Annotated in this window: 22 protein-coding genes and 1 pseudogene; 16 read left to right on the top strand and 7 right to left on the bottom strand. The window is 73.9% G+C overall.

Features of this window, described 5'->3' with window-relative positions; all coding sequences use genetic code 11:
- Positions 1-43: 43 nt before the first annotated feature.
- Complete coding sequence (locus BLT67_RS00385; RefSeq protein WP_092664647.1) at positions 44-1099, top strand: LLM class flavin-dependent oxidoreductase; 1056 nt, start codon at positions 44-46, stop codon at positions 1097-1099.
- 7 nt (positions 1100-1106) lie between these two features.
- Here the strand turns inward: BLT67_RS00385 and BLT67_RS00380 are convergent, their stop codons facing one another.
- Entirely contained in the window at positions 1107-2270 is a 1164-nt protein-coding gene (locus BLT67_RS00380; protein ID WP_157674072.1) for a phosphotransferase family protein, read from the bottom strand.
- 59 nt (positions 2271-2329) lie between these two features.
- On the opposite strand from BLT67_RS00380, the gene BLT67_RS00375 reads away from it, so the two are divergent.
- Positions 2330-3388: an FUSC family protein gene (locus tag BLT67_RS00375; protein ID WP_092664641.1), complete on the top strand. Its 1059-nt coding sequence runs from the start codon at positions 2330-2332 to the stop codon at positions 3386-3388.
- Here BLT67_RS00375 and BLT67_RS00370 read toward each other — a convergent pair.
- The gene (locus BLT67_RS00370) at positions 3346-3861 is read right to left on the bottom strand and encodes a hypothetical protein (RefSeq protein ID WP_092664638.1); all 516 of its coding nucleotides are present in this window, start codon (positions 3859-3861) and stop codon (positions 3346-3348) included. The genes BLT67_RS00375 and BLT67_RS00370 overlap by 43 nt on opposite strands.
- Positions 3862-3894: 33 nt before the next feature.
- Between BLT67_RS00370 and BLT67_RS00365 the strand changes: the two genes are divergently transcribed.
- On the top strand, positions 3895-4359 hold the full coding sequence (locus tag BLT67_RS00365) for an HD domain-containing protein (RefSeq protein WP_092664635.1): 465 nt from the start codon (positions 3895-3897) through the stop codon (positions 4357-4359).
- On the opposite strand, the gene BLT67_RS00360 is transcribed toward BLT67_RS00365, so the two are convergent.
- Genes BLT67_RS00360 through BLT67_RS00345 form a run of 4 tightly spaced genes read right to left on the bottom strand, consistent with a single transcriptional unit; the run spans position 4360 to position 8494 of the window.
- On the bottom strand, positions 4360-5430 hold the full coding sequence (locus BLT67_RS00360; protein WP_157674070.1) for a lipid II:glycine glycyltransferase FemX: 1071 nt from the start codon (positions 5428-5430) through the stop codon (positions 4360-4362).
- Positions 5431-5482: 52 nt separating this feature from the next.
- Positions 5483-6553 carry a lipid II:glycine glycyltransferase FemX gene (locus BLT67_RS00355; RefSeq protein ID WP_157674068.1) on the bottom strand — a complete coding sequence of 357 codons (1071 nt, stop codon included), beginning with the start codon at positions 6551-6553 and terminating at the stop codon, positions 5483-5485.
- Positions 6550-7623, bottom strand: a complete 1074-nt coding sequence (locus BLT67_RS00350; protein WP_092664626.1) for a lipid II:glycine glycyltransferase FemX — start codon at positions 7621-7623, stop codon at positions 6550-6552. The genes BLT67_RS00355 and BLT67_RS00350 overlap by 4 nt, the downstream gene beginning before the upstream one ends.
- Before the next feature lie 31 nt (positions 7624-7654).
- Entirely contained in the window at positions 7655-8494 is an 840-nt protein-coding gene (locus BLT67_RS00345; protein WP_092664623.1) for an EI24 domain-containing protein, read from the bottom strand.
- An 89-nt stretch (positions 8495-8583) separates the two neighbouring features.
- Between BLT67_RS00345 and BLT67_RS00340 the strand changes: the two are divergent.
- The 13 genes and pseudogenes from BLT67_RS00340 to BLT67_RS00280 all read left to right on the top strand — a co-directional run.
- A pseudogene (locus BLT67_RS00340) lies at positions 8584-9414 on the top strand (DMT family transporter); the annotation flags it as partial.
- Positions 9415-9587: 173 nt separating this feature from the next.
- Entirely contained in the window at positions 9588-9803 is a 216-nt protein-coding gene (locus tag BLT67_RS13615; RefSeq protein ID WP_231945669.1) for a DUF7218 family protein, read from the top strand.
- 6 nt (positions 9804-9809) lie between these two features.
- Complete coding sequence (locus BLT67_RS00330; RefSeq protein WP_092664620.1) at positions 9810-10298, top strand: DUF6328 family protein; 489 nt, start codon at positions 9810-9812, stop codon at positions 10296-10298.
- 94 nt (positions 10299-10392) lie between these two features.
- The gene (locus BLT67_RS00325) at positions 10393-11589 is read left to right on the top strand and encodes a MalY/PatB family protein (RefSeq protein WP_092664617.1); all 1197 of its coding nucleotides are present in this window, start codon (positions 10393-10395) and stop codon (positions 11587-11589) included.
- Positions 11586-12917, top strand: coding sequence for an aminotransferase class I/II-fold pyridoxal phosphate-dependent enzyme (locus tag BLT67_RS00320; protein ID WP_092664614.1), 1332 nt, complete (start codon positions 11586-11588; stop codon positions 12915-12917). The genes BLT67_RS00325 and BLT67_RS00320 overlap by 4 nt, the downstream gene beginning before the upstream one ends.
- Positions 12918-12960: 43 nt before the next feature.
- Positions 12961-14628, top strand: coding sequence for a TIGR04028 family ABC transporter substrate-binding protein (locus tag BLT67_RS00315; protein WP_092664611.1), 1668 nt, complete (start codon positions 12961-12963; stop codon positions 14626-14628).
- Between the two features lies 1 nt (position 14629).
- On the top strand, positions 14630-15571 hold the full coding sequence (locus tag BLT67_RS00310) for an ABC transporter permease (protein WP_157674066.1): 942 nt from the start codon (positions 14630-14632) through the stop codon (positions 15569-15571).
- Entirely contained in the window at positions 15568-16419 is an 852-nt protein-coding gene (locus tag BLT67_RS00305) for an ABC transporter permease (protein ID WP_092664608.1), read from the top strand. Before BLT67_RS00310 ends, BLT67_RS00305 begins: the two co-directional genes overlap by 4 nt.
- Positions 16416-18095 carry a dipeptide ABC transporter ATP-binding protein gene (locus BLT67_RS00300; RefSeq protein WP_092664605.1) on the top strand — a complete coding sequence of 560 codons (1680 nt, stop codon included), beginning with the start codon at positions 16416-16418 and terminating at the stop codon, positions 18093-18095. The genes BLT67_RS00305 and BLT67_RS00300 overlap by 4 nt, the downstream gene beginning before the upstream one ends.
- Positions 18095-19138, top strand: a complete 1044-nt coding sequence (locus BLT67_RS00295) for an LLM class flavin-dependent oxidoreductase (RefSeq protein ID WP_092664602.1) — start codon at positions 18095-18097, stop codon at positions 19136-19138. The genes BLT67_RS00300 and BLT67_RS00295 overlap by 1 nt, the downstream gene beginning before the upstream one ends.
- Entirely contained in the window at positions 19128-19784 is a 657-nt protein-coding gene (locus BLT67_RS00290; protein ID WP_092664599.1) for a CMD domain protein, read from the top strand. The genes BLT67_RS00295 and BLT67_RS00290 overlap by 11 nt, the downstream gene beginning before the upstream one ends.
- Complete coding sequence (locus BLT67_RS00285) at positions 19781-20380, top strand: alkylhydroperoxidase domain protein (RefSeq protein ID WP_092664596.1); 600 nt, start codon at positions 19781-19783, stop codon at positions 20378-20380. The genes BLT67_RS00290 and BLT67_RS00285 overlap by 4 nt, the downstream gene beginning before the upstream one ends.
- Positions 20380-21039, top strand: a complete 660-nt coding sequence (locus BLT67_RS00280) for a VOC family protein (protein WP_172801948.1) — start codon at positions 20380-20382, stop codon at positions 21037-21039. The genes BLT67_RS00285 and BLT67_RS00280 overlap by 1 nt, the downstream gene beginning before the upstream one ends.
- A 147-nt stretch (positions 21040-21186) precedes the next feature.
- Here the strand turns inward: BLT67_RS00280 and BLT67_RS00275 are convergent, their stop codons facing one another.
- Positions 21187-22416, bottom strand: coding sequence for a cobalamin-independent methionine synthase II family protein (locus BLT67_RS00275; RefSeq protein ID WP_092664593.1), 1230 nt, complete (start codon positions 22414-22416; stop codon positions 21187-21189).
- Positions 22417-22553 lie beyond the last annotated feature (137 nt).

The following is a 22553-nucleotide window of genomic DNA, read 5'->3' as shown; positions in this document are numbered from 1 at the left end:
TCGACCCGGCCCGGTCGGATCGACCCGTCCTGAGAGGATCACCATGCCCATCGAGTTCGGCGCCCACACCTTCGCCGCAGTCCCCGTCGTCGACGGCCGCCCGCTCTCCCACGCGCAGGTGCTGCGCGACGCCGTCGCGGAGGGCGTCGCCGCCGACCGCGCGGGCCTCGCGTTCTTCGGCGTCGGCGAGCACCACCGCGAGGACTTCGCGGCGAGCGCGCCCGAGATCCTGCTGGGCGCGCTCGCGACCGCGACCGAGCGCATCCGCCTCGGGACGGCCGTGACGGTGCTCTCGTCGAACGACCCGGTGCGCGTCTTCGAGCAGTTCTCGACCATCGACGGCATCTCGAGCGGTCGCGCCGAGATGATCGTCGGCCGGGGCTCGTTCGTCGAGTCGTTCCCGCTGTTCGGCTACCGCCTCGAGGACTACGAGGAGCTCTTCGAGGAGCGCCTCGAGCTGCTCGCCGCGCTCGTGCGCGAGGAGCCGGTGACGTGGAGCGGCCGGCTGCGCTCGCCGCTCAAGGACCAGACGGTGCACCCGCGCTCGCACGCCGCCGAGCACGGCGGCCGCATGCCCGTGTGGGTCGGCGTGGGCGGCAGCCCGGAGTCGGTCATCCGCACGGCGCGCCACGGCTTCGACATGATGCTCGCCATCATCGGCGGGAGCCCGGCGCAGTTCGCGCCGTTCGCGGGGCTGTACCGGAAGGCGATGGAGCAGTTCGGGCACACGGATGCGTCGGGCGCGCCGCTCGGACGCGTCGGCATGCACTCCCCCGGCCTCATCGCCGAGTCGGACGCCGAGGCCAAGCGCATCCTCATGCCGCAGTGGATGGTCTACCGCAATCGCATCGGCCGGGAGCGCGGCTGGGGCGACGCGACCGAGCGCGAGTTCGACGCGCAGGTCGCCGAGCACGGCGCGATGTTCGCCGGGAGCCCCGAGACCGTCGCGCAGAAGATCGTCTGGGCGGTCGAGACGCTCGGCATCGAGCGCTTCGACCTGAAGTACGACTCGGGCACGAGCCACGAGGACAACCTGCGCTCGATCGAGCTCTTCGGCAGCGAGGTCATCCCGCGCGTGCGCGCCCTCATGGGCGAGTGACGCAGCGCTAGGCGAGCACTGCGGCGGCGCGCTCGAGCAGCCGCTGCGCGGCCGACGCCCCGCGGTCGTCGCCGCGCCCCGCGTTGGCGAGGGCGTGGCCGAGCAGGTGCGTCGCGGCGATCGACGTGACGCGGGGATCGTTCGCCCACCCGGCCTGCAGCTCGTCGGCGAACGCGGCGAGCGCGCTCCCGGCGGCCGTGCCGGGCGTGCGCTCGATCGCCGAGACGACGACGTGCCCGAAGAGCGCGCCGCGGTCGTCGGCCGGGTCGCCGAGGCCCGCCGTGTCGATGTCGAGGATGCCCGTGATGGTCGAGGGGTCCTGCTCGTCGACGAAGACCTGACCGAGGTGCAGGTCGCCGTGGATCGTGACGGGGCGCGGCACCGCGGTGCGCGCGTAGCGCTCGTGGACGCGCTGCGCGAGCGCCGTGGTCTCGCGGGCGAACACGGGAGCGGTCTCCTCCATGCGCTCGGCGTACCAGTCGACCCGGCGCGCGAGCGACTCCCGCGCGCCGATCGCGACGGGCACCGCCGCGATGTGCGCGGAGAGCTCGTCGAGCGCGAGCGCGAAGCGGTGCCGGTCGATGCGCTCGAACACGTCGATCGCCGGCACGCCCGGCAGCTCGCGCAGCAGCACGAGGCCGGCCTCCGAGTAGCCCAGCGACGGCGGCACGTGCACGCCGGCGCTCAGGAACCGCTGGTGCAGGTCGTGGATCGTCGCGGCGAGGGACGGGTGCACGACCTTGGCGAACCAGCGCTCGGTCGCCGTCTCGACCCGCAGCACCGCGCGCTTGCCCGGCCGGTATGCCTCCATGCGCAGGCTCGCCCCGGAGGCCTCGATCCCGAACTTCGCGAGCACGACGCCCGCGGCCTCCGGGTAGGAGACGGCGGGCAGCGACGGCAGCGCCGGATCCTGCGGGTACACCCACGCGGTCAGGCGGCGGCCGGATGCGTCGGTGAGCTCGACCGTGTGCTCGTCGGTGGGCGCGCTCGGCGAGGTGCTGACGTAGATCGTGACGCGCTCCACGGCGTCCTGCGGCGTGCGCACCCCGCACGAGTAGCCGACGATGAAGCCCTCGTTGACGGGCTCGACGTCCTTCTGGGTGAAGTCGACGAGCTCGCGGCCGCTGGCCGCGAGGAGCCGCATGAGCACCGCAGCCGCGTTGTCGAGCATGGCCCCCATCCAACACCGCCGCGCCCGAGAATCCCCTGCGTCCCGCGTATCGTGGAGCCATGCGCTGGCTGGGACGCGTCACCGCCGAGCAGCAGGCGACCTGGCTGCAGGTGCTCAAGGTGCTCGTCGCGATCGCCGTCTCGTGGTTCGCGAGCCTGCTGCTCGTGGGCGCCGAGCTGCCCATCTTCGCGGCGATCGCGGCGCTGCTCGTCGTCGCGCCGAGCGTCAACCAGTCGCTCGGCAAGGGCATCGAGCGCTCGGTGGGCACGCTCGGCGGCGTCGTGCTCGCGTGGCTCGCGAGCCTCGTGCTGCCGCCGGGGCCGCTCATGGTGCTCGCGGTCACGATGCTCGCCGTCGTCGTCGCGCGCGGCCTGCGGCTCGCGCCGATGGCGGCGAACCAGCTGCCGATCAGCGCGATGATCCTCCTCGCCCTCGGCGCGGGCTCCGGGCCGCTGTTCGGCTTCGAGCGCATCGTCGAGACCCTCATCGGCGCGGTGTGCGCGCTGCTCATCAACCTCGCCGTGGTGCCGCCGGTGCAGCACGAGCCCGCGGAGCGGGTGATGCGCGAGCTCGCGCACGCGATCGCCGACGCCTACGACCGCGTGGGCGGTGCGCTCGCCGCAGGCGCCGAGCGCGAGGACCTGCTGCCCGAGGCCCGGGCGCTGCGCGAGCGCATCCAGGCCACCCGCGCGGCGATGGACGACCTCGAGGATTCGACCCGGCTGAACCCCCGCGCGCGGCTGCTGCGCGACCGCCTCGAGCGCGACGAGCGGCTGCTGCTGACCCTCACCGTGCTCGCGAACCGCGTGATCGGCATGTCGCGCACGATCGCCGACCGCGAGGAGGCGTTCGCCGACCCGGCCCTCACCCGCGACCCCACCGTGCGCCGCATCGCCTCCGAATCGCGGCGCATCGCGCACGAGGTGCGCGCGCTCGTCGACCAGCACGCGCTCGACGACGGCCGCACGACGTCGATGCCTCGGCTCGACGGTCCGATGCTCACCGAGCCGATCGCGGTGCCCACGCCCGATCCCGTGCACTGGGTGCTGATCGGCGCGCTGCTCGAGGACGTGCGTCAGGCGAGGGAGTCGCTCGAGGCCGGTTCCGAGGGCGTGTAGGGCGCGAGCCACTGCAGCCGCCAGAACTCCTCGGCGGAGAGCTCGAACGAGTGCGTGTCGATCGAGACCGACCGGCGCACCGCATCCGGGTCGAGGTGCTGGCGCGCGAGGATCGACACGGCGCTCTGGCGCAGCAGCGCCGACTTGCCGTAGTGGATCGCGATGATGTCGGGCGTCGCGGGGGTGTCGGAGACGACGAACGCGCTCGAGAGCAGGCGCGAGCGGCCGAGCATGCGCCACGAGAAGTGGCGCCCCGCCCACGCGGCCTCGGCGATCACCTCGCGGTCGCCCTTGTCGGGCCGGTGGTATTCGTAGACCTCGCGCAGCTGCAGGGGCGAGCTCTGCACGAGCTCGAACGTCACCCTCGGGTTCTTGCGCTCGACGTGGGTCCAGTACGGGAAGGTCGTGGCGCGGATCGCCCACGTGCCCCGCAGCAGGCGGGCCAGCTCGGCGGGGTCTGCGACACGGGGCATGGGATCAGGATAGCCACCGATACGCTTCACGTCATGGCGAACGGCGAGCTCCAGCACGCGATCCTCGTCGCGGCCCGCGCGTACCAGGGCCGCACCGACCGGCAGGGGGAGCCCTACGTCGCCCACGCGGTCCGCGTCATGCTCGACGTCGAGGGCGACGACGCCCGCGCGGTCGCGATCCTGCACGACGCGATCGAGTGGGGCACGATGACGCCGCAGTCGCTGCTCGGCGAGCACTTCTCCCCCGCGGTCGTCGCCGCGGTCGACGCGCTCACGAAGCGCGACGACGAGCCGCTCGAGCAGGCCATGGCGCGCATCCGGGCCGACGCCCTCGCCGCGCGCGTCAAGCGGGCCGACCTGCGCGACAACGCGCAGCAGTGGCGGCTCGACGCGATGCCCGACCCCGAGACCCGCGACCGCATGCTCGCGCACTACCGCCGGGCGGCCGAGCTGCTCGGCACGACCCTCGACGAGATCTGCGGCCGCGCGGTCGGCTGACTACCAGATGCCCCACGGCCGGCGCCGGACGCGCCGCTCGATGGGCAGCAGCAGCCGCATGAAGAGCCGGTAGCGGCGCGCGTCGAGCACGAGGTCGTGGCTCGGCAGGTGGTCGACGATCGGGCCGAAGACCTGCTTGAAGACGCCCGGCCCGTGCAGCCGGTGCGAGCGGTCGTCGGCCTGCCACGACGGCGGCGTCGCGTACGCGTCGTACACCTCGGCGCCGTCCTCCTTGAACCACTGCATCGCCTGCCAGCGGATCAGGTGCGCGCCGCCGCGGATCGCGCGGTCGGGCACCGAGCCGCCGTCCTTCGCGAGGGCGTAGCGGCCGAAGCGGATCATGAAGGCGGATGCCTGGGGCCCGTCGTGCGCGCCGTCGTACCCGAACCAGAAGTGGCCGCTGCCCTGCGCGACGGCCGAGCTCCAGAGCGTGCGGTAGTACTCGTAGGGCTTCATGCCCTCGACGCCCTTGCCGCCCGAGACCGTCTGCATGAGCTCGTACATCGTGCGGTAGGTCGCCTCGCCCGGCTCGACCTTCTCGACGCGGTAGCCGTGCTTCTCGGCGTAGCGGATGTGGTTGCGCAGGCTCTTCTTGAAGCCGGCGAAGATCTCGTCGACGTCGCGCGTGAGGTCGACGAGCACCGTGTAGGTGTTCTGCTGGATGGGGTTCGCGGCGCGGAACCCCGCGTCGCGCAGCACCGCGCGGCGCTCGGGCGTGTCGACCTCGAACGGCTCGACCTTCACCGCGTACACGCCCTTCGCGGCGCCGCCGCGCGCGGCGCGGATCGCGGCGGCGAAGTCGCCGAACCGCTCGAACGGGATGCCGGGGCCGGTCGGGAAGTACCAGAAGCGGCCGGCGAGCGAGCGGTGCTCGAGCGCGAGCGCGTGGACGGTCGGCGAGCCCTCGAGCACGAGGTATCGCGGGTGCAGCCGCTCGGTGCGCTTGAGGTCGGCGTAGGCGGTGCTCTGCACCCACTGGCCGCCGTCCGGGTTCTGCCGCACGAGGTCGTCCCACGCGCCGACCTCGGCCGCCGTCGCGTCCCGGAGCGTCCAGCCGCCTGCCGTCGTCACGATCGCTTCTCCCTCATCCGTCACCTGCGCACCATCGCCCACCACGCGCGGCTCACCAGAGCCCGGTGTAGCGCTGCTTCACGCGCCACTCGATCGGGCGCACGGCCTTCCGCCACACGCGCTGCGCGGTGGGCCGCAGCAGCAGGTCGTGGCTCGGCGCGAAGTCGACGATCTCGCCGAACTGCTGCTTGAAGCGCGCGAGCCCCGCCATCCAGTGGTCGGGGTCGTCCTTCGCCCACGTCGGCGGCGCGCCCATCATGTCCATGCCGGTGAAGCCGCGCTCGCGGTAGTGCTTCGCTCGCGTCCAGCGCCCGAGGTGCGCGCCGCCCTCGATGAGGCGCTCCGGGCGCGAGCCCTCGTCCTTGTCGATCACGGTGCGGCCGAACGGGATCGTGAACGTCACCGTCTGCGGCCCGTCGCCGCCGTCATGGCCGAGCCACCAGTCGGCCTGGCCGCGCTTCGTGAACGCGCGCCAGATCGTCTTGTAGTAGGCCTCGTCGCGCATGCCGGCGAGGCCGCGGCCCCCGCGGATCGTCTGCATCCGCTGCCACGCGAGGTCGAACAGCGCCTCGTCGCCCTCGACGCGCTCGATCGTGAACCCGTCGCGCTCGGCACGGCGGATGAGCTTGCGCGCGGTCTTCGAGAACGACGCGAGGATCTCCTCCTCGGTGCGCTCGAGGTCGATGACGACGGTGTGCGTGTGCAGCTGCACGTCCTCGGCCTGGGTGAGCCCGGCATCCGCCAGCAGCGCCATGCTCGCGGCATCGCGAGGGAGCCTCGGCTCGAGCTTGACCGAGATGAGGCGCGGATGCTCGCGGCGCACGTAGGTGCGGATCGCGTCGACGACCGCCCGCATGTCGGGGTGCCACGGCGCGCACGGGAAGTACCAGAAGCGGCCGATCCACCCGTTCCGCTCGAGTGCGAGCGCGTAGACGGGCTGCTCGGCGTCGAGGACGAGGTGGTGCGTGGTGAAGCCGTCCCAGCGCTTGAGCTCGGCGAACGCGAGCGTCTGGGTGAACTGGCCGCCGTCGGGGTTCTGCAGCACGAGGTCGTCCCAGTCGCGCAGCTCCTCGGCGGTCGCGGGGCGCAGCCGCATGGGCGTCGTCGGTCGTGAGTCGGTCATCGCAGCGTGTCCGGGCCCTTCTTGATGCGCCACTCGACGCGGCGCACGACGCGCTCCCACAGCCGGTGCCGCACGGGGTGCAGCACGAGGTCGAACGACGGGAGGTAGCTCGTGATGGGGCCGAAGCGCAGCTTGAACTGCGCGAGGCCGTGGAACGGGTGCGTCGGGTCGTCGGCGCGCTCGGGCGGCGGCGTGCCGGCGAGGTCGAACGCGAGCTTGCCCTCGGCGATGCAGTCCTGCATCGCGGTCCACAGCAGCAGCGCCGAGCCGCCGTTGATCTTGCGGTCGGGGCGCGAGCCGCCGTCCTTGTAGACCGCCGTCCGGCCGGCGGTCGTGACGAAGATGCCGGCCTGCGGCTCGCCCGAGTCGTCGTCGTAGCCGAAGTAGAAGCGCCCGGTGCCCTCGCGCGTGAAGCGGCCCCAGAACTCGTCATAGTACGCGCGCTCGCGCATGCCCGCCATGCCCTTGCCGCCGGCGACCGTCAGCATCATCGCGTGCATGCGGTCGAAGGTCTCCTGCGTCGGCTCGGGGCGCTCGACGCGGTAGCCCTTCTTCGTCGCGCCGCGCACCTGGCGGCGGATCATCTGCGAGAACGAGGCGAACAGCGCCTCCTCCCCCACCGTCAGGTCGAGCACGACCGTGTGCGTCATGACCTGCATGTCGCGGCTCGGCTCGAGGCCCATCGCGGCGAGCTCGGCGATGCGCTCGGGCGTGCGCTCGAGGTGCGGCTCGATCTTCACGACGAGCAGGCCTCGCTCGCCCTCGGCGAAGGCGCGCAGGCCCTCGACGACGGGCGCCATCTCGGTCGCGGTCGGGCCCATCGGCAGGTACCAGTAGCGCCCGAGCGACACCCTGCCCTCGAGGGCGAGGGCGTGGATGCGCTCGGTCGCGCCGCCCGGGAGTGGGGCGTCGATGACGAGGTGGACGGGCTCGAGGCCGTCGAAGCGCTTGGTCTCGGCGAACGCGCGCGACTGCACCATGTGGCCGCCGTCGGGGTTCGTCTCGATGAGCGCATCCCACTCGGCGATCTCGGTGGGCGAGGCGCGGCGGACGGAAGCTGCGATGGGCATGGAACCTCTCGGGCTGGCGGGCGGCTCCAGTCTAGGAGACAGCCGCACCGGGGTCGTCGGTGCGCGGCCCGGCGCCGGTCCGGCGCTGGTCGGGGCGCGGCTCGGTGCCACGCTCGCTGATCGGCTCCCCGCGCAGGTCGCGCACGAGCAGCGTCGCGCCCACGACCGCGACGGGCGTCGCGACGACGGCCACGCCCGGCACGAGTAGCAGCAGGTAGGCGACCATGCCGAACCCGAGCGTGCGCCAGGGGCGCGAGCGCAGCAGCGCGCGCCGCTCGGCGAGGGTGAGGCCGCGCGCGTCCCCCGCGTAGCCAGTGAGCTCGCGGGCGAGCGCGCGACCGCCGAGCACGGCGCCCGTGACGAGGCCGAGCACCGTGCCGACGAGCGGCACGAGGCCGACGAGGAACACGACGACCGCCGTGCCGATCGCCATGCCGATGAGCACGGCCGCGTCGCGCAGCCCGCGCGCGAGAGAGGCCCAGAACCCGCGCTCCTCGACCGGCGCGAAGCCGCCGAGGCGACGCTCGACCGAGCGCGAGATGCGCTCGTAGAAGGGGTCGCCGACCGCGAGCGTGATGGCGGCGAACGTCAGCACGCACAGCACGACGGCGCCGACGAGGATCCCGAGCGCGAGCGCGCCGCGCAGCAGGTCGGCCCACACCGCATCCCACGTGTCGGCGAACGGCGTGAGCGCCGCAGCCCATCCGCCCACCTGGAAGCTCAGCACCACGAGCAGCGCGAGCATCGCGAGCCCGACGATGAGCGCCGGCACGGCGCCGAGAGCCATGAGGCCGGGTCGGCGCGCCCATGTGCCGAAGCCGCGCAGCAGCAGGCCCGCGCCGGCGAGCATCTCAGAGATCCGGTGCCGCATGCCGCCATGCTGGCACGAGCGCCCGAACCCGCGCCGAGAGCGCGCCGCCGAACGGCCACCGCTGCCGGCCGCCGCCGTAGGATCGCCGCGTGACGACTCCCGCCGCGCCGCGCCCGGCCCACGCGGTCGCGGTGCTCCTCGCGGCGGTGCTGTGGGGCACGACCGGCACCGTCGCGCACTTCGCGCCCGCGGGCGCCTCGCCGCTCGCGATCGGGCTCGCGACCTTCGCCATCGGCGGCGCCGTGCTCGCGCTCGTCTCGGCGCGCCGCGTGCTCAGGGTGCTGCGGCAGCGTCGGCACCTCGGATGGGTGCTCGCGGGCGCCGTCGGGGTGGTCGCGTATCCCGCCGCCTACTACCCGTCGATGGCGCTCGCGGGCGTCGCGGTCGGCAACGTCGTCGCGCTCGGCTCCGGCCCGATCTTCGCGGCGCTCCTCGAATGGGCGATCGATCGCCGCAGGCCCGATGCGCGCTGGGCGCTCGCGACGGGCGTCGCCGTCGTCGGCATCGCGCTGCTCGCGGTCGGCGGCCACGCCGAAGCGGGCACGGACCGGTCGGGCACGGATGCGGCGCTCGCGCCCGCGGGCGTCGCGCTCGCGCTCGTGGCGGGCCTCGGCTACGCCCTCTACGCGTACGCCGGTGCGAGGCTCATCGCGCGCGGCGCGCCCTCGACGGGCGCGATGGGCGCGCTCTTCCTCGTCGGCGGCGGCGTGTGCGCCGCGTGGCTCGCGATCGTCGGCCTCGGCCCGCTCACGGCACCCGCGGGCCTCGCGACGATCGGCTACCTCGGGCTCGTGCCGATGGCGCTCGCCTACCTGCTGTTCGGCTTCGGCCTGCGGGTGCTGCCCTCGTCGAGCGCGACGACGATCGCGCTCGCCGAGCCGGTCGTCGCGACCCTGCTCGCCGTCGCGGTCGTCGGCGAGCGGCCGGATGCGCTCGGCTGGACGGGCCTCGCGATCGTCGCGATCGGCATCGGCGTGCTCGCCGCGCCTCGTCCACCGGATTCCAGGCCTTCGGGGGTACGGTTCGGGGCACACCGGAGGAAGGGGGACGCGATGCCCGATCCGAGCATCAAGGACGAGAGCTCTACGAGAAGCTGCGCGACGAGGGCAACTCCAAGGAGAAGGCCGCCCGCATCGCGAACGCCGCGGCCCGCGACGGCCGCTCCGCGGTCGGCGAGCGCGGCGGCGAGGCGGACTCCTACGAGGACCGCACGGTCGACGAGCTGCGCGAGCGCGCGAAGGAGCTCGGCATGGAGGGCTACTCGCACCTCAAGAAGGCCGAGCTCATCGACAGGCTCCGGAACCACTAGCCGGCGGTGGACGAGCAGCAGCGCGGGCGCGACGAGACGCCCGAGGAGCGGGCCGACCGCAACTTCAGCGACATCCTGCAGGAGCTGCGGGTCGTGCTCACGGGCACGCAGCTCATCTCGGGCTTCCTGCTCGCCGTCGCCTTCCAGTCGCGGTTCGAGGATCTCGGCGAGCAGGAGATCCAGCACTACCTCGTGCTCGTCGTGCTCGCCGCGGTCGCGACGCTCCTTGGCCTGACGCCCGTCACGCTGCACCGACTGCACTTCGCCAAGCGGCTCAAGGCGCAGATCGTGCGGCGCGCGAACGGCCTGCTGATCGCGACCCTCGCTGTCGTCTCGGTGCTCGTCGTGGGCGTCACCGCCTTCATCTTCGAGGTCGTCGTCTCCCCCGCGGCCGGCCTCTGGGCGGCGAACGGGGCCGCGGCGGCCGTGCTGCTGCTGTGGCTCTTCGCGCTGCTCTCGGGCAGGCGAGCCGCGCCGATCGACGCGCCCGACTGACGGTCGGCCGCGTGTTGCGCCGCGTTACCGCGGGGCGTGCCCGGTGCCGAGCCCGGTGCGAGCATGGCGGCCACGGCACTGAGGGAGGCCATCGATGACGGAGCACTGTCGCGACGAGCACGCGTGGGACGCGATCCGGCGGGTCGACCTCGAGCGGCCGTCGAGCCGCAAGTGGAGCCTGCACCCCGGCACCATCGGCGCCTGGGTCGCCGAGATGGACTTCGGCACCGCGCCCGCGGTGCGCGACGCGCTGCGCCGCGCCGTGGCCGACGACGTGCTCGGCTACCTCTCCCCCGCGACCGCGGCCGAGCTCGGCGAGGCGACCGCGGCCTGGCAGGCGCGCGACTTCGGCTGGCACGTCGACCCCGAGCGCGTCCACGCCGTCTCCGACGTCATGGCGGCGCTCCGCGTCGCCGTCGAGGAGTACTCGCCCGAGGGCTCGGCGGTCATCGTGCCGACGCCCGCGTACATGCCGTTCCTCACCTACCTCGAGGCGCTCGGGCGCCCCGTCGTGCAGGTGCCCGGCGTCGTCGTCGACGGCCGCTGGCAGCACGACCTGGACGGGATCGACCGCGCGCTCGCGGCCGGCGCGGGCACGCTCGTGCTCTGCAACCCGCACAACCCCACGGGCACGGTGCTGCCGCGTGCCGAGCTCGAGCGCATCGCCGACCTCGTCGACCGGCACGGCGCGCGCGTGTTCGCCGACGAGATCCACGCGTCGATCCGCTTCGACGGTCGCGAGCACGTGCCCTACGCCTCCGTCTCGGACGCCGCGGCGGCGCACACCATCACGGGCACGAGCGCCTCGAAGGCCTGGAACATCCCGGGGCTCAAGGCGGCGCAGCTCATCACCGCGAACGACGCCGACGAGGCCGCCTACCGCCGCTTCGGCTTCTCCGTCGTCCACGGGGCCTCGACGCTCGGCGTGATCGCCTCGACGGCCGCCTACCGCGACGGCGGCGGCTGGCTCGCCGGGGCCGTCGGCTACCTCGAGCGCAACCGCGACCTGCTCGGCCGCCTGCTCGCCGAGCGGCTGCCCGACGTGCGCTGGCATCCGCCGGAGGCGACGTACCTCGCGTGGCTCGACGTGGGCGCGCTGGGCCTCGACGGCTCGCCCGCCGAGCTGCTGCGCGAGCGCGCGGGCGTCACGCTCACCGACGGCGCGCTGTGCGGGGCGGGCTCCGAGCAGCACGTGCGGCTCGTCTTCGCGACCCCGGCCCCCGTGCTCGCCGAGGCGGTCGACCGCATCGCCGGGGCGCTCGCGCCCGTCGCCGCCGGAGCCGCCCGATGAGCGCCGCGTGGGGGTTCGACACCCGCCAGGTGCACGCCGGCGCGATCGTCGACGCCGAAGCCGGCGCCCGCATCACCCCGATCTACCAGAGCGCCGGCTACGTCTTCGACGACTTCGACGACGGCGAGGAGCGCTTCGCGGGCCGCAGCGCCCGCCGCGCCTACTCGCGCAACGACAACCCGACGAACGTCGTCGCCGCGCGCCGCATCGCCGACCTCGAGGGCGGCGTCGACGGCGTGCTCGTCGCGAGCGGCCAGGCGGCGATCGCCGCCGCGCTCGGGGCGCTCGCGCAGGCGGGCGATCACATCCTCACGACCGACCGGCTCTACGAGGGCACCCGCGAGATGGCAAGGGGCGCGCTCCGCCGCATGGGGCTCGAGCTCGAGGCGGTGCCGATCGACGCCGACGAGGATGCGTGGGCCGCAGCGGTGGGCCCCGAGACCCGCGCCATCTACGCCGAGTCGATCGCGAACCCGCTCGGCGAGGTCGCCGACCTCGACCTGCTCGGCCGCGTCTCGAAGCGCACGGGCGTGCCGCTCGTGGTCGACAACACGGTGGCGACCCCCTACCTCTGCCGCCCGTTCGAGCACGGCGCGGCCGTCGTCATCCACTCGACCTCGAAGTGGCTGAGCGGGCACGGCTCGGTCATCGGCGGGGCCATCGTCGACGGCGGCACGTTCGACTGGGATGCGGCTGCCGCGCGGTTCCCGCACCTGCACGCGCCGCGCCCGCACGGCGCTCCGTCGTTCGCCGAGCGCTACGGCGCCGCGGCGTACGCCGCCTACCTCCGCGCCGTCGTGGTGCTCGAGCACGGCCCGAGCTTCCCGCCGACGAGCGCCTTCCTCCTGCTGCACGGCATCGAGACGCTCTCGCTCCGCATGGAGCGGCACGTCGCGAACGCCCGCGTCGTCGCCGAGGCGCTCACCCGGCACCCCGCCGTCGCGCGCGTCCACTACCCCGGGAGCGACGACGATCCGCGCCGTGCCGTCGTGGCGCGCATGCTGCCGCGGGGCGTCGGCTCGATCGTCTCGATCGACCTCGGCACGCGCGACGCCGCCCACGCGTTCCTCGACCGCTTGCGGCTCGTGAGCCAGATGACGCACATCGGCGACGTGCGCACCCTCGCGATCCACACCGGCTCGACCATCCACGGCAAGCTCGACGAGGCCGAGCGCCTCGCGCTCGGGATCACGCCCGGGCTCGTCCGCATCTCGGTCGGCATCGAGGAGGCCCAGGACATCGTCGACGACCTGCTGCAGGCGCTCGACGTCCTCGCGCCGCGCTCCGCCGCCGAGTGTGACGCCGTGTTGCAGCCCGAGGTGCACTGACCGCATCCATCGGTTTTGCTATGGGAAGCACCAAGCAAGACTTATGGAGGTCACCGTGGTCCGCTTCCCCTCTCGACGCTCGACGGCGATCGCCGCCGCCGCCATCGCCGCCCTCGCGCTCTCCGCCTGCTCGACGAGCCAGGCGGCATCGCCCGCGGCGCAGGGCGGCGAGCCCGTCGACGGCGGCACGCTCACCTACCTCGAGCACCAGGCCTACACGTCGCTCTACCCGCCGGCCGCAGGCTTCTACCCGAACGGCGCGCTCGTCAACAACCTCACGGCGCGCCTGCTGCACCAGGATCCCGAGACGCTCGAGCTCGAGCCCTGGATCGCGACCGCCCTGCCCGAGGTCAGCGACGACGCGACCGAGTACACCTTCGACGTCCGCACCGACGTCACCTACTCCGACGGCACGCCGCTCACGGCCGAGAACGTCGTCGCCAACATCGACCTCTTCGGGCTCGGCGACACCGACCGCGCGCTCATCGTGAGCGAGGCGATCAACAACTACGAGCGCGGCGAGGTCGTCGACGACGACACCGTGCGCTTCCACTTCAGCGCGCCCGCACCGGGGTTCGCGCAGGCGGTCTCGACGATCAACTCGGGGCTGCTGGCGGATGCGTCGCTCGAGCTCGACTCGGAGGGCTTCGGTCCCGGCAACGCCGAGCGGGTCATCGGCGCGGGGCCCTTCGTCGTGGAGTCGGAGCAGCTGGGCACGAGCATCCGCCTCGCCGCCCGCGAGGACTACGCGTGGGCACCGCCCTCCGCCGAGAACCAGGCGCGACCGCACGTCGACGCGGTCGACATCGTCATCGCGCCGGAGGACAGCGTGCGCATCGGCTCGCTCACCTCCGGCCAGGCCCACATCGCCCGCCAGGTCGAGCCCCAGCACGAGGAGCAGGTCACCGCCGCGGGCCTCGAGCTCGTCGCCGCGCAGACGAACGGCGTCAACAACGGCCTGAGCTTCCGCTTCGACCACCCGCTGCTCTCGGACATCCGGGTGCGCCAGGCCCTGATCGCCGGCATCGACCGCCAGGAGGTCGTCGACTCGATCTTCTCGGACGGCTACCCGCTCGCCACCTCGTCGCTCAGCCGGACGGCACTCGGCTATGAGCAGCAGACGGATGCCTACGCCTTCGATCCCGACCGCGCGAACGCGCTGCTCGACGAGGCCGGCTGGGAGACGGGACCGGACGGCATCCGCAGTCGCGACGGCGTGCGCCTCCACCTGGTGGTCAACGAGGCGCTCCCGCAGCCCCGCTCGCGCGACGTCATCACGCTCGTCTCCCAGCAGCTGCGCGAGATCGGCGTCGAGCTCGAGCTCTTCCAGGGCGACCAGGCCGCGCAGACCGCCGCCTCCTCCGACATCGATCAGATCCAGATCTACCACTCGATGGTCGGCCGTGCCGACTTCGACGTCATCAAGAGCCAGTACTCGATCGACAACCGCAACACGCTCGCGAACCGCGACGCCGTGGGCGAGCCGATCGATGCAGAGCTCGAGTCGCTGCTGCGCCAGGTGGCGTCCGAGCCCACCACCGAGGGGCGCGTCGCCGCGGCGGCAGCGGTGCAGGCGCACCTGACCGAGCACGCCTACGTGCTGCCCTTCTTCGAGGAGCCGCAGGTCTACGGCGTGCAGCCGATCGTGCAGGGATTCGAGACCGAGTCGGTCGGCCGCCCCAGCTTCGCGAACGTCTGGCTCGAGGGCTGAGATGGCCGTGCCCTACCCGCTCCGCCGCACCGGCCAGGCCGCACTGGTCGTGCTCGCCACCTTCGTGCTCGCGTTCCTGCTGCTGCAGGCGCTCCCGGGCGACGCCATCGTCGCCCGGTACGCGAGCCCGGAGCTGGGACTGAGCGCGGCGCAGCTCGAGGAGCTGCGCGCGGCCTACGGCGCCGACCAGCCGATCTGGCTGCAACTGTGGCAGTCTGCGGTCGGCTTCCTCACGGGCGACCTCGGCACTTCGCTGCAGAACGGCGCCGACGTCGAGGCGCTCATCGCGACGGCACTGCCCTCCACGCTCCTGCTCGCCTCCCTCGGCTTCGTCGCGGCGGTGCTGCTCGCGGTGGCCATCGCCGTCGTCGCGACCTTCGGCCGTGCCGAGTGGCTGCGCCGCGCGTTCCGCTCGCTGCCGCCGCTGTTCGTCTCGATCCCCGTGTTCTGGCTCGGCATCGTGCTGCTGCAGGGCGTCTCGTTCCAGCTCGGGCTGATCCCGGTCATCAACGCCGACCCGGTGGAGGCGCTCGTGCTGCCCGTGCTCACGATCGCGGTGCCGATCGCGGCGCCGCTGGCCCAGGTGCTCATCCGCAGCATCGACGACACGGTCGCCGAGCCCTTCATCGCCGTCGCGAAGGCCCGCGGCGCGAGCTCCGGATGGCTGCTCTCGCGCGAGGTGGCACGCAACGCACTGCTGCCGACGCTCACGATCGCGGGGGTGCTCTTCGGCGAGCTGATCGCCGGCGCGGTCGTCACCGAGACGGTCTTCGCGCGCACCGGGCTGGGCAGGCTCACCCAGGAGGCCGTCGCGACGCGCGACATCCCCGTGCTGCAGGCGATCGTCGTCATCTCGGCGATCGGCTTCGTCGCGATCAACCTGGCTGTCGACCTCATCGCCCCGGCGATCGACCCCCGGCTGCGGAAGGCGGTGCACGCATGAGCGCCATCACATCGACGCTGCTCCCACGGAGCCGCGCAGCGGCGCCTGCGCGCAAGCGGCCGGCGCTCACGCTCGCGCTCTCGGTCGCCGTGCTCGTGATCGCGCTCGCCTGGGCGATCGTGCCGGGGCTCTTCACAGCCCAGGACCCGATCGCCGGCGTCGCCCTCGACGCCCTGCAGGCGCCGAGCGCCGCGCACCCCTTCGGCACCGACGCCACCGGCCGCGACCTGCTCGCGCGCGTCATCTTCGGCGCCGGCAACTCGCTCTCGGGCGCAGCCCTCGCGGTGCTCGTCGGCCTCGTCGCGGGCACCGGCATCGGCGTGCTCGCGGGTTCGCTCGGCGGTGTCGTCGAGGAGATCCTCATGCGCGTCGTCGACGTGCTGCTGGCGATCCCCGGGCTGCTGCTCTCGCTCAGCGTCATCGTGCTGCTCGGCTTCGGCGTCTGGAACGCCGCGATCGCCGTCGGCGTCACCTCGATCGCGGTCTTCGCCCGGCTCGCCCGGTCGCAGGTCGTGAAGGTGCGGCGCAGCGACTACGTCGAGGCGGCCTTCGGCTCTGGCGGCTCCTTCCTGAGCGTGCTGCGGCGCCACGTGCTCCCCAACTCGCTCGGCCCGGTGCTCGCGCTCGCTGCCCTGCAGTTCGGCAGCGCCATCCTGCAGATCTCCACGCTCGGCTTCCTCGGCTACGGCGCCCCGCCGCCCACCCCCGAGTGGGGCCTCCTCATCGCGGAGAGCCGCGACTACGTCGCCACTGCCTGGTGGCTCACCACCCTGCCCGGACTCGTGGTCGCAGCCGTCGTGCTCGCGGCCAACCGCGTCGCAGCAGCAATCAGAGAGGCAACAGCATGAGCGCACTCCTCACGATCGACGACCTCGCCGTCTCCTACCACGCCCGGGGCGAGCGCCGCACGGCCGTGCACGGCGTCAGCCTCGAGCTGCAGCGCGGCGAAGTGCTCGCGCTCGTCGGTGAGTCGGGCTCCGGCAAGACCACGATCGGCCAGTCGATCATCGGCCTGCTCGCCGGCGGCGGCCGCGTCGATCGCGGCTCCGTGCAGCTGCAGCTCTCCGGCGGGCCGGTCGAGCTCACGCGGCTGCCCGGCCGCGCGCTGCAGCAGATCCGCGGAGCGCGCGTCGCGCTCGTGCCGCAGGACCCCGGCACCTCGCTCAACCCCGTGCAGACGATCGGCGACTCGGTCGCCGCTCCCCTGCGCATCCACCGCTGGGGCACGAGGGAGGCGATCCGCCGTCGCGCGCTCGACCTGCTCGACCGCGTCGGCCTCGACGACCCCGAGCGCCGCGCGAAGCAGTACCCGCACGAGCTCTCCGGCGGCATGCGGCAGCGGGCGCTCATCGCCGCCGCCGTGGCGCTCGAGCCCGACCTCATCATCGCCGACGAGCCGACGAGCGCGCTCGACGTGACGGTGCAGCGACGCATCCTCGACCTGCTCGACTCGCTCCGCGACGAGCTCGGCTCGAGCGTGCTGCTCATCACCCACGACCTCGCCGTCGCGGCCGAGCGCGCCGACAGCCTCGCGGTGCTGCGCGGCGGCCGGCTCGAGGAGGCCGGCCCCGCGCGCGACGTGCTCGAGGCACCCACGAGCGCGTACACCGCGGCGCTGCTGGCCGACGCGCCCGCGCTCGACGACGCACCGCCCCGCGCGCCTCGGCCGGCCGACGCGCTCGACGACGAGCCGCTCGTCGCGATCGACGGGCTCGTCCACGAGTACGGACGGGGGCGGGATGCGTTCCGCGCCGTCGACGAGGTGAGCCTCCGGATCGAGCGCGGCGCGACGCACGCGCTCGTCGGCGAGTCGGGCTCGGGCAAGACGACGATCGGGCGCGCGCTCGCCGGCTTCCACCGGCCGACGTCCGGCAGCATCGGCATCGGCGACCTCGACGTCGTCGCCGAGCGCGGCAGCCGCCGGCTGCGGCACCGCGTGCAGCTCGTCTCGCAGAACCCGTTCGCGTCGCTCGACCCCCGCCGCACGATCGGTCAGACCGTCGGCGAGCCGCTGCAGAACCTCCCGGTCGCGCACGGCGGCGAGCGCGACCGGAAGCGCCTGGCCGAGCGGGTCGCGACGGCGCTCGAGCAGGTCGCGCTCCCGGCCGAGGTCGCCGAGCGGCTGCCGCGCGAGCTCTCCGGCGGCCAGCGCCAGCGCGTCGCGATCGCCCGCGCGCTCATCATCGAGCCCGAGGTCGTCGTGCTCGACGAGGCCGTGTCGGCGCTCGACGTGACGGTGCAGGCGCAGATCCTCGCGCTCCTCGAGCGGCTGCAGCGCGACCTCGGCCTCACCTACCTCTTCATCACCCACGACCTCGCGGTCGTGCGACGCATCGCCGACACCGCCACGGTGCTGCGCGGCGGCCGCGCGGTGGAGACGGGCACGGCGCACCAGGTGCTGACCGACCCGCAGCACGACTACACGAGGGCGCTGCTCGACGCGGTGCCCGCGCCCGACTGGCTGCGGGACGCCCGCCGCGGCCTCGGGCGACACGCATCGACCGGGCAGCTGGAGGTGGCGTGATGGCGCCGACGATCGGATTCTTCACCCGCGTGCTCGACGACGCGGGCGCGAGCGAGCGGTACCGCATCGCGCTCGACCACATCGAGCTCGCCGAGCGGATGGGCTTCGCCTCGGCGTGGGTCGCGCAACACCACCTCGACGGCGCCGAGGGCGGGCTCCCCTCCCCCTTCGTGCTGCTCGCGGCGGCGGCGCAGCGCACCGACCGCATCCGCCTCGGCACCGCGATCCTCACGCTCGCGCACGAGCATCCGGCGCGCGCGGCCGAGGACGCCGCGGTGCTCGACGCGCTCTCGGGCGGCCGCACCGAGCTCGGCCTCGGCACGGGCGGCGGCCCCCGCACGCTCAGCGCGTTCGGCGAGGATCCGCAGCAGCGGCGCGCGATCTACGACGCGAAGCTCGTGCGGCTGCGCGCGCTGCTCGACGGCAGCGCCGACGAGACCCTCTACCCGGATGCGTCCGGGGTGCACCGCGCCGGCGCCGGGCTCGCGGACCGGATCTGGCAGGCGACGTTCTCGCCCGAGGGCGCGAGCGCGATCGGGGCGCAGGGCGACGGGCTCATGCTCTCGCGCGTGCAGCCGGTGCCGCCCGGGCACGACGGACCGCGCCCGCCGCGCGTGTGGGAGGTGCAGCGGCGGGTCGTCGACGCCTACCTCGAGGCGCTCCCCGCGGGCGTCGAGCCGCGCATCCTCGCCTCCCGCAGCGTCGTCGTCGTCGACCGCGACGAGCGGGACGCCGTGCGCGAGCACGCCGGCGCGGGACTGCGCGCGCAGGCCGCCGGCCTCGCGCTCGGCACCCACGACACGACGCTCGACGAGCTGCTCGTGCGCACCGAGACGCACCTCGGCACGCCTGACGAGGTCGTCGAGTCGCTCGGCGCCGACCCGATCGCGGCCGCTGCGACCGAGGTCTCGATCCAGGTGCACTCGGTCGACCCCCACCACACCATCACCGCCCGCTCGCTCGAGCTCTTCGCGACCGAGGTCGCGCCCGCGCTCGGATGGGCGGTCCAGCGCCAGCAGGAGGAGCAGCGCCATGTCGCATGACGACGTCATCGATCACCTCGCCGAGATCGCCCCCGGATCGCCGCTCGACGCGATCCGGCGCGCCCGGCCCGACGCGCGGGAGCACGCGCAGCAGAGCTTCCTCGCGCTGCTCGAGCCGGCCGAGCCCGGCGAGCTCGCCCTCGAGCAGCGCTACGCCATCGCCGCCTACGTCGCGCTGCTGCACGAGCGGGAGGCCGAGCCGACCCGGTTGTCCGCGTTCTACCTCGAGCTGCTGGCCGATGCCGCGGAGCCCGCGGTCGTCGACGCCGTGCGCGACGCGGCGGCCGCCGGGCGCGCATCCGGCCCCTACGGCGGCTACCGCGAGTCGGCGCTGCAGGACGAGACGCTGCTCGGCCCGAGCGCGCGCGTCGAGCGCGGCGTGCTCGGCGAGCCGCTCGCGGCGGCGCTCGAGCACGCGCACCTGCTCGTGCTGCACCCGCGCGACGCGCGTCCCGAGTCGCTGCGCGCACTCGTCGACGCCGGCTGGCACGCCGACGCGATGGTCTCGCTCAGCCAGCTCGTCGCATTCCTCGCGTTCCAGCTGCGGCTCGTCCACGGCCTGCGCGCCCTCGCCGCCGCGCCCGCATCCGCGTCCGCGCCCGCATCCGCATCCACCCCGGCCGAGCTGCAGGAGGCCCGAGCGTGACCGAGATCCGCGACTACCCCGCGCTCCGACGCCCCGAGTCGTTCACGCAGCGCAGCCTCGGCTGGGTGCCGTGGGCGCCGCCCGTGGCCGAGGAGGCGCTCACCGGCGCGCAGCGCGACGCGCTCGTCGAGCCCGCTCGGGCCCGCAGCCCCTACTTCCGGCTGCTCGCGCGGGATCCCGAGGCGCTGCGGGCGCGCACGCTCACCGACCTCGACATCTTCGGCAACGAGCAGGGCGGCATCCCACGCTGGGAGCGCGAGCTCGCCGCGACCGCCGCCTCGCGCGTCAACGGCTGCGTCTTCTGCGCCTCGGTGCACTCGGCCGCGGCCTCGCGCCTCTCGGGTCGCACCGACGACGTGCAGCGACTGCTCGACGAGGGCGTCGGCGCGCGCCTCGACGAGCGCTGGGATGCGATCGCGGATGCCTCGGCGGCGCTCACCGCGACGCCCGCGGGCTTCGACGGCTCGCACGTCGAGCGCCTGCGCGACGCCGGTCTCGACGATGCGGGGATCGTGGACCTCGTCAGCAGCGCCGCCTTCTTCAACTGGGCCAACCGCCTCATGCTCACGCTCGGCGAGCCCGAGGTCGTGCGCTGATGGGGGCTCCCGCGGTGCTCGACCACGCCGTACTCGCCGGCCCGGACCTCGCCGCGGTCGTCGACGACGTCGAGCGCCGCACGGGCGTGCGCGCCGCCCCGGGCGGCCGCCACCCGAGCGGCACCGCGAACGCGCTCATCGCCTTCACCCGGCGCGGCGAGCGCGTGCGCCAGTACCTCGAGCTCATCGGGCCGGATGCGGCGGGCGGCTGGAGCGCGGACCGAGTGCCGCGCTTCGGCATCGACGCGCTCACCGCGCCGCGCGTCGCCTCCTTCGCGATCGCCCCGCGCGACCTCGACGCGACGATCCGCGAGGCGCGAGGCGCAGGGCTCGACTACCGCGACGCCGAGCCGCTCTCGCGCGAGACGCCCGACGGGCGCCTGCTCGAGTGGCGCCTCGGCCTGCCGGGCCCCGAGTCGCAGCCCCCGTTCCTCATCGACTGGGGCGGGACACCGCATCCGGCGCTCGAGGGCCTGCCGGTGCTCGAGCTCGTCGCGCTGCGGCGGCTCGCGCGCGACCCGCACGCGGAGTCGGCTCGCTTCGCCGCGCTCGGCATCGAGGTCGGCGACGGCCCCGACGCGCTGCAGGTCGTCGCGGCCGACGCCGACGGGTTCGAGCTCGAGGTCGAGGCGCACGGGCGCACGGCGCTGCTGCGCTGAGCGCACCGCCGCCGGTGCACGGGCAGGCGGAAGGGCGGGCACGCGGAAGGGCGGGCACGCGGAAGGGCGGGCACGCGGAAGGGCGGGCACGCGGAAGGGCGGGCAGCCGATCGTGGCTGCCCGCCCTTCGCCGCGCGTGCCGGCCGCTCAGACGATCGAGACCGCCGCACCGAGGCGCTGCTCGGCGAGGCGAGCGCCCTGACCGAGCGACTCGAGCTTCGCGATCGCGATCGAGGGGTGGATGCGGCCGCCGAGCCCGCAGTCGGTCGAGGCGATGACGCGCTCGGGCCCGACGATCCGCGCGAACCGCTCGATGCGGTCGGCGACGAGCTCGGGGTGCTCGACGACGTTGGTCGCGTGGCCGATGACGCCCGGCGCGATGCGCTTGCCCTCGGGCAGCTCGACCTGCTCCCACACGCGCCACTCGTGCTCGTGGCGGGCGTTCGCCGCCTCGAACGAGTAGCTGCCGGCGTTCACCTCGAGCACGAGCGGCGCGATGTCGCCGAACGCGACGTCGGTCGTGTGCGGGCCGTGCCAGGAGCCCCAGCAGAGGTGCAGGCGAACGAGCTCCTCCGGGAGCCCGGCGATCGCGTGGTTGAGCGCCTCGACGCGGATGCGCGTGAACGCGAGGTAGTCCTCGATCGAGGGCTCGGGGTTGATCTGGTCGAAGTTCTCGGCGAGCGACGGGTCGTCGATCTGCACGATGAACCCCGCATCCGTGATCGCCTTGTACTCCTCGCGCAGCACCTCGGCCCACGCCCAGATGTGCGCCTCCTCGTCGGCGTAGTGGCGGTTGGCGATGCGGGCTGCGGAGCCGGGCGAGAGCGCGGTGAGGAAGCCCTCCTCGGCCCCGGCCGCGTCGAGCCCGGCGCGCAGGTTGGCGATGTCGATCGCGAGGGCCTCCTGGCCGATGTAGCGCAGCTCGCCCGTGGTGGCCGGGAACGCCGTCGCGGGCTGCTGCTGCAGCACCGGCTGGTCGGGGTCCTGGTAGGCGTCGCGGAACCGCACCCAGTCGCGGCGATCGGGGAACGACGTGAGCCGCACGTCGCCGGGCGCCGAGCGCACCGGCGGCTCGGTGAAGATGTCCTCGCCGGTGATCTCGAGGCCCGCGACGCGCTGGAAGACGTACGTCCACCACGCGGCGTAGTCGGAGGGGTTCGACATCGCCTTGCCGTACTCGCCGTCGCCGATGATCGTGATGCCGAGGTCGCGCTGGCGGCGGACGAGATCGGCGACCGCGGTGCTGAGGAGCTCCTCGAACTCGGGCGTGCGCTGCAGCGTGAGGCCGTCGTCGGCGAACGCCCGCGCCCTGTTGGCGGCGATGAGCTCAGGGGTGCGCGGCAGGCTGCCGGCGTGGGAGACGTCGATGCGAGTCATGGTGTGCCTTCCGGTGTGGGTGCCTCGCACGCTATTGACCCCGCGCCGGCCGGCGATAGCCCGCCGCGTCACGCTTCGTCATACGTCCCTTCCGGCGCCCAGACAGTCCCGTCACAGATATCTGATACCGTCGAGAG

The sequence above is a fragment of the Agrococcus carbonis genome (genome assembly GCF_900104705.1).
In the GTDB taxonomy this organism is placed as follows: Bacteria; Actinomycetota; Actinomycetes; order Actinomycetales; family Microbacteriaceae; genus Agrococcus; species Agrococcus carbonis.
This window is presented reverse-complemented; position numbering and strand designations above follow the sequence as displayed.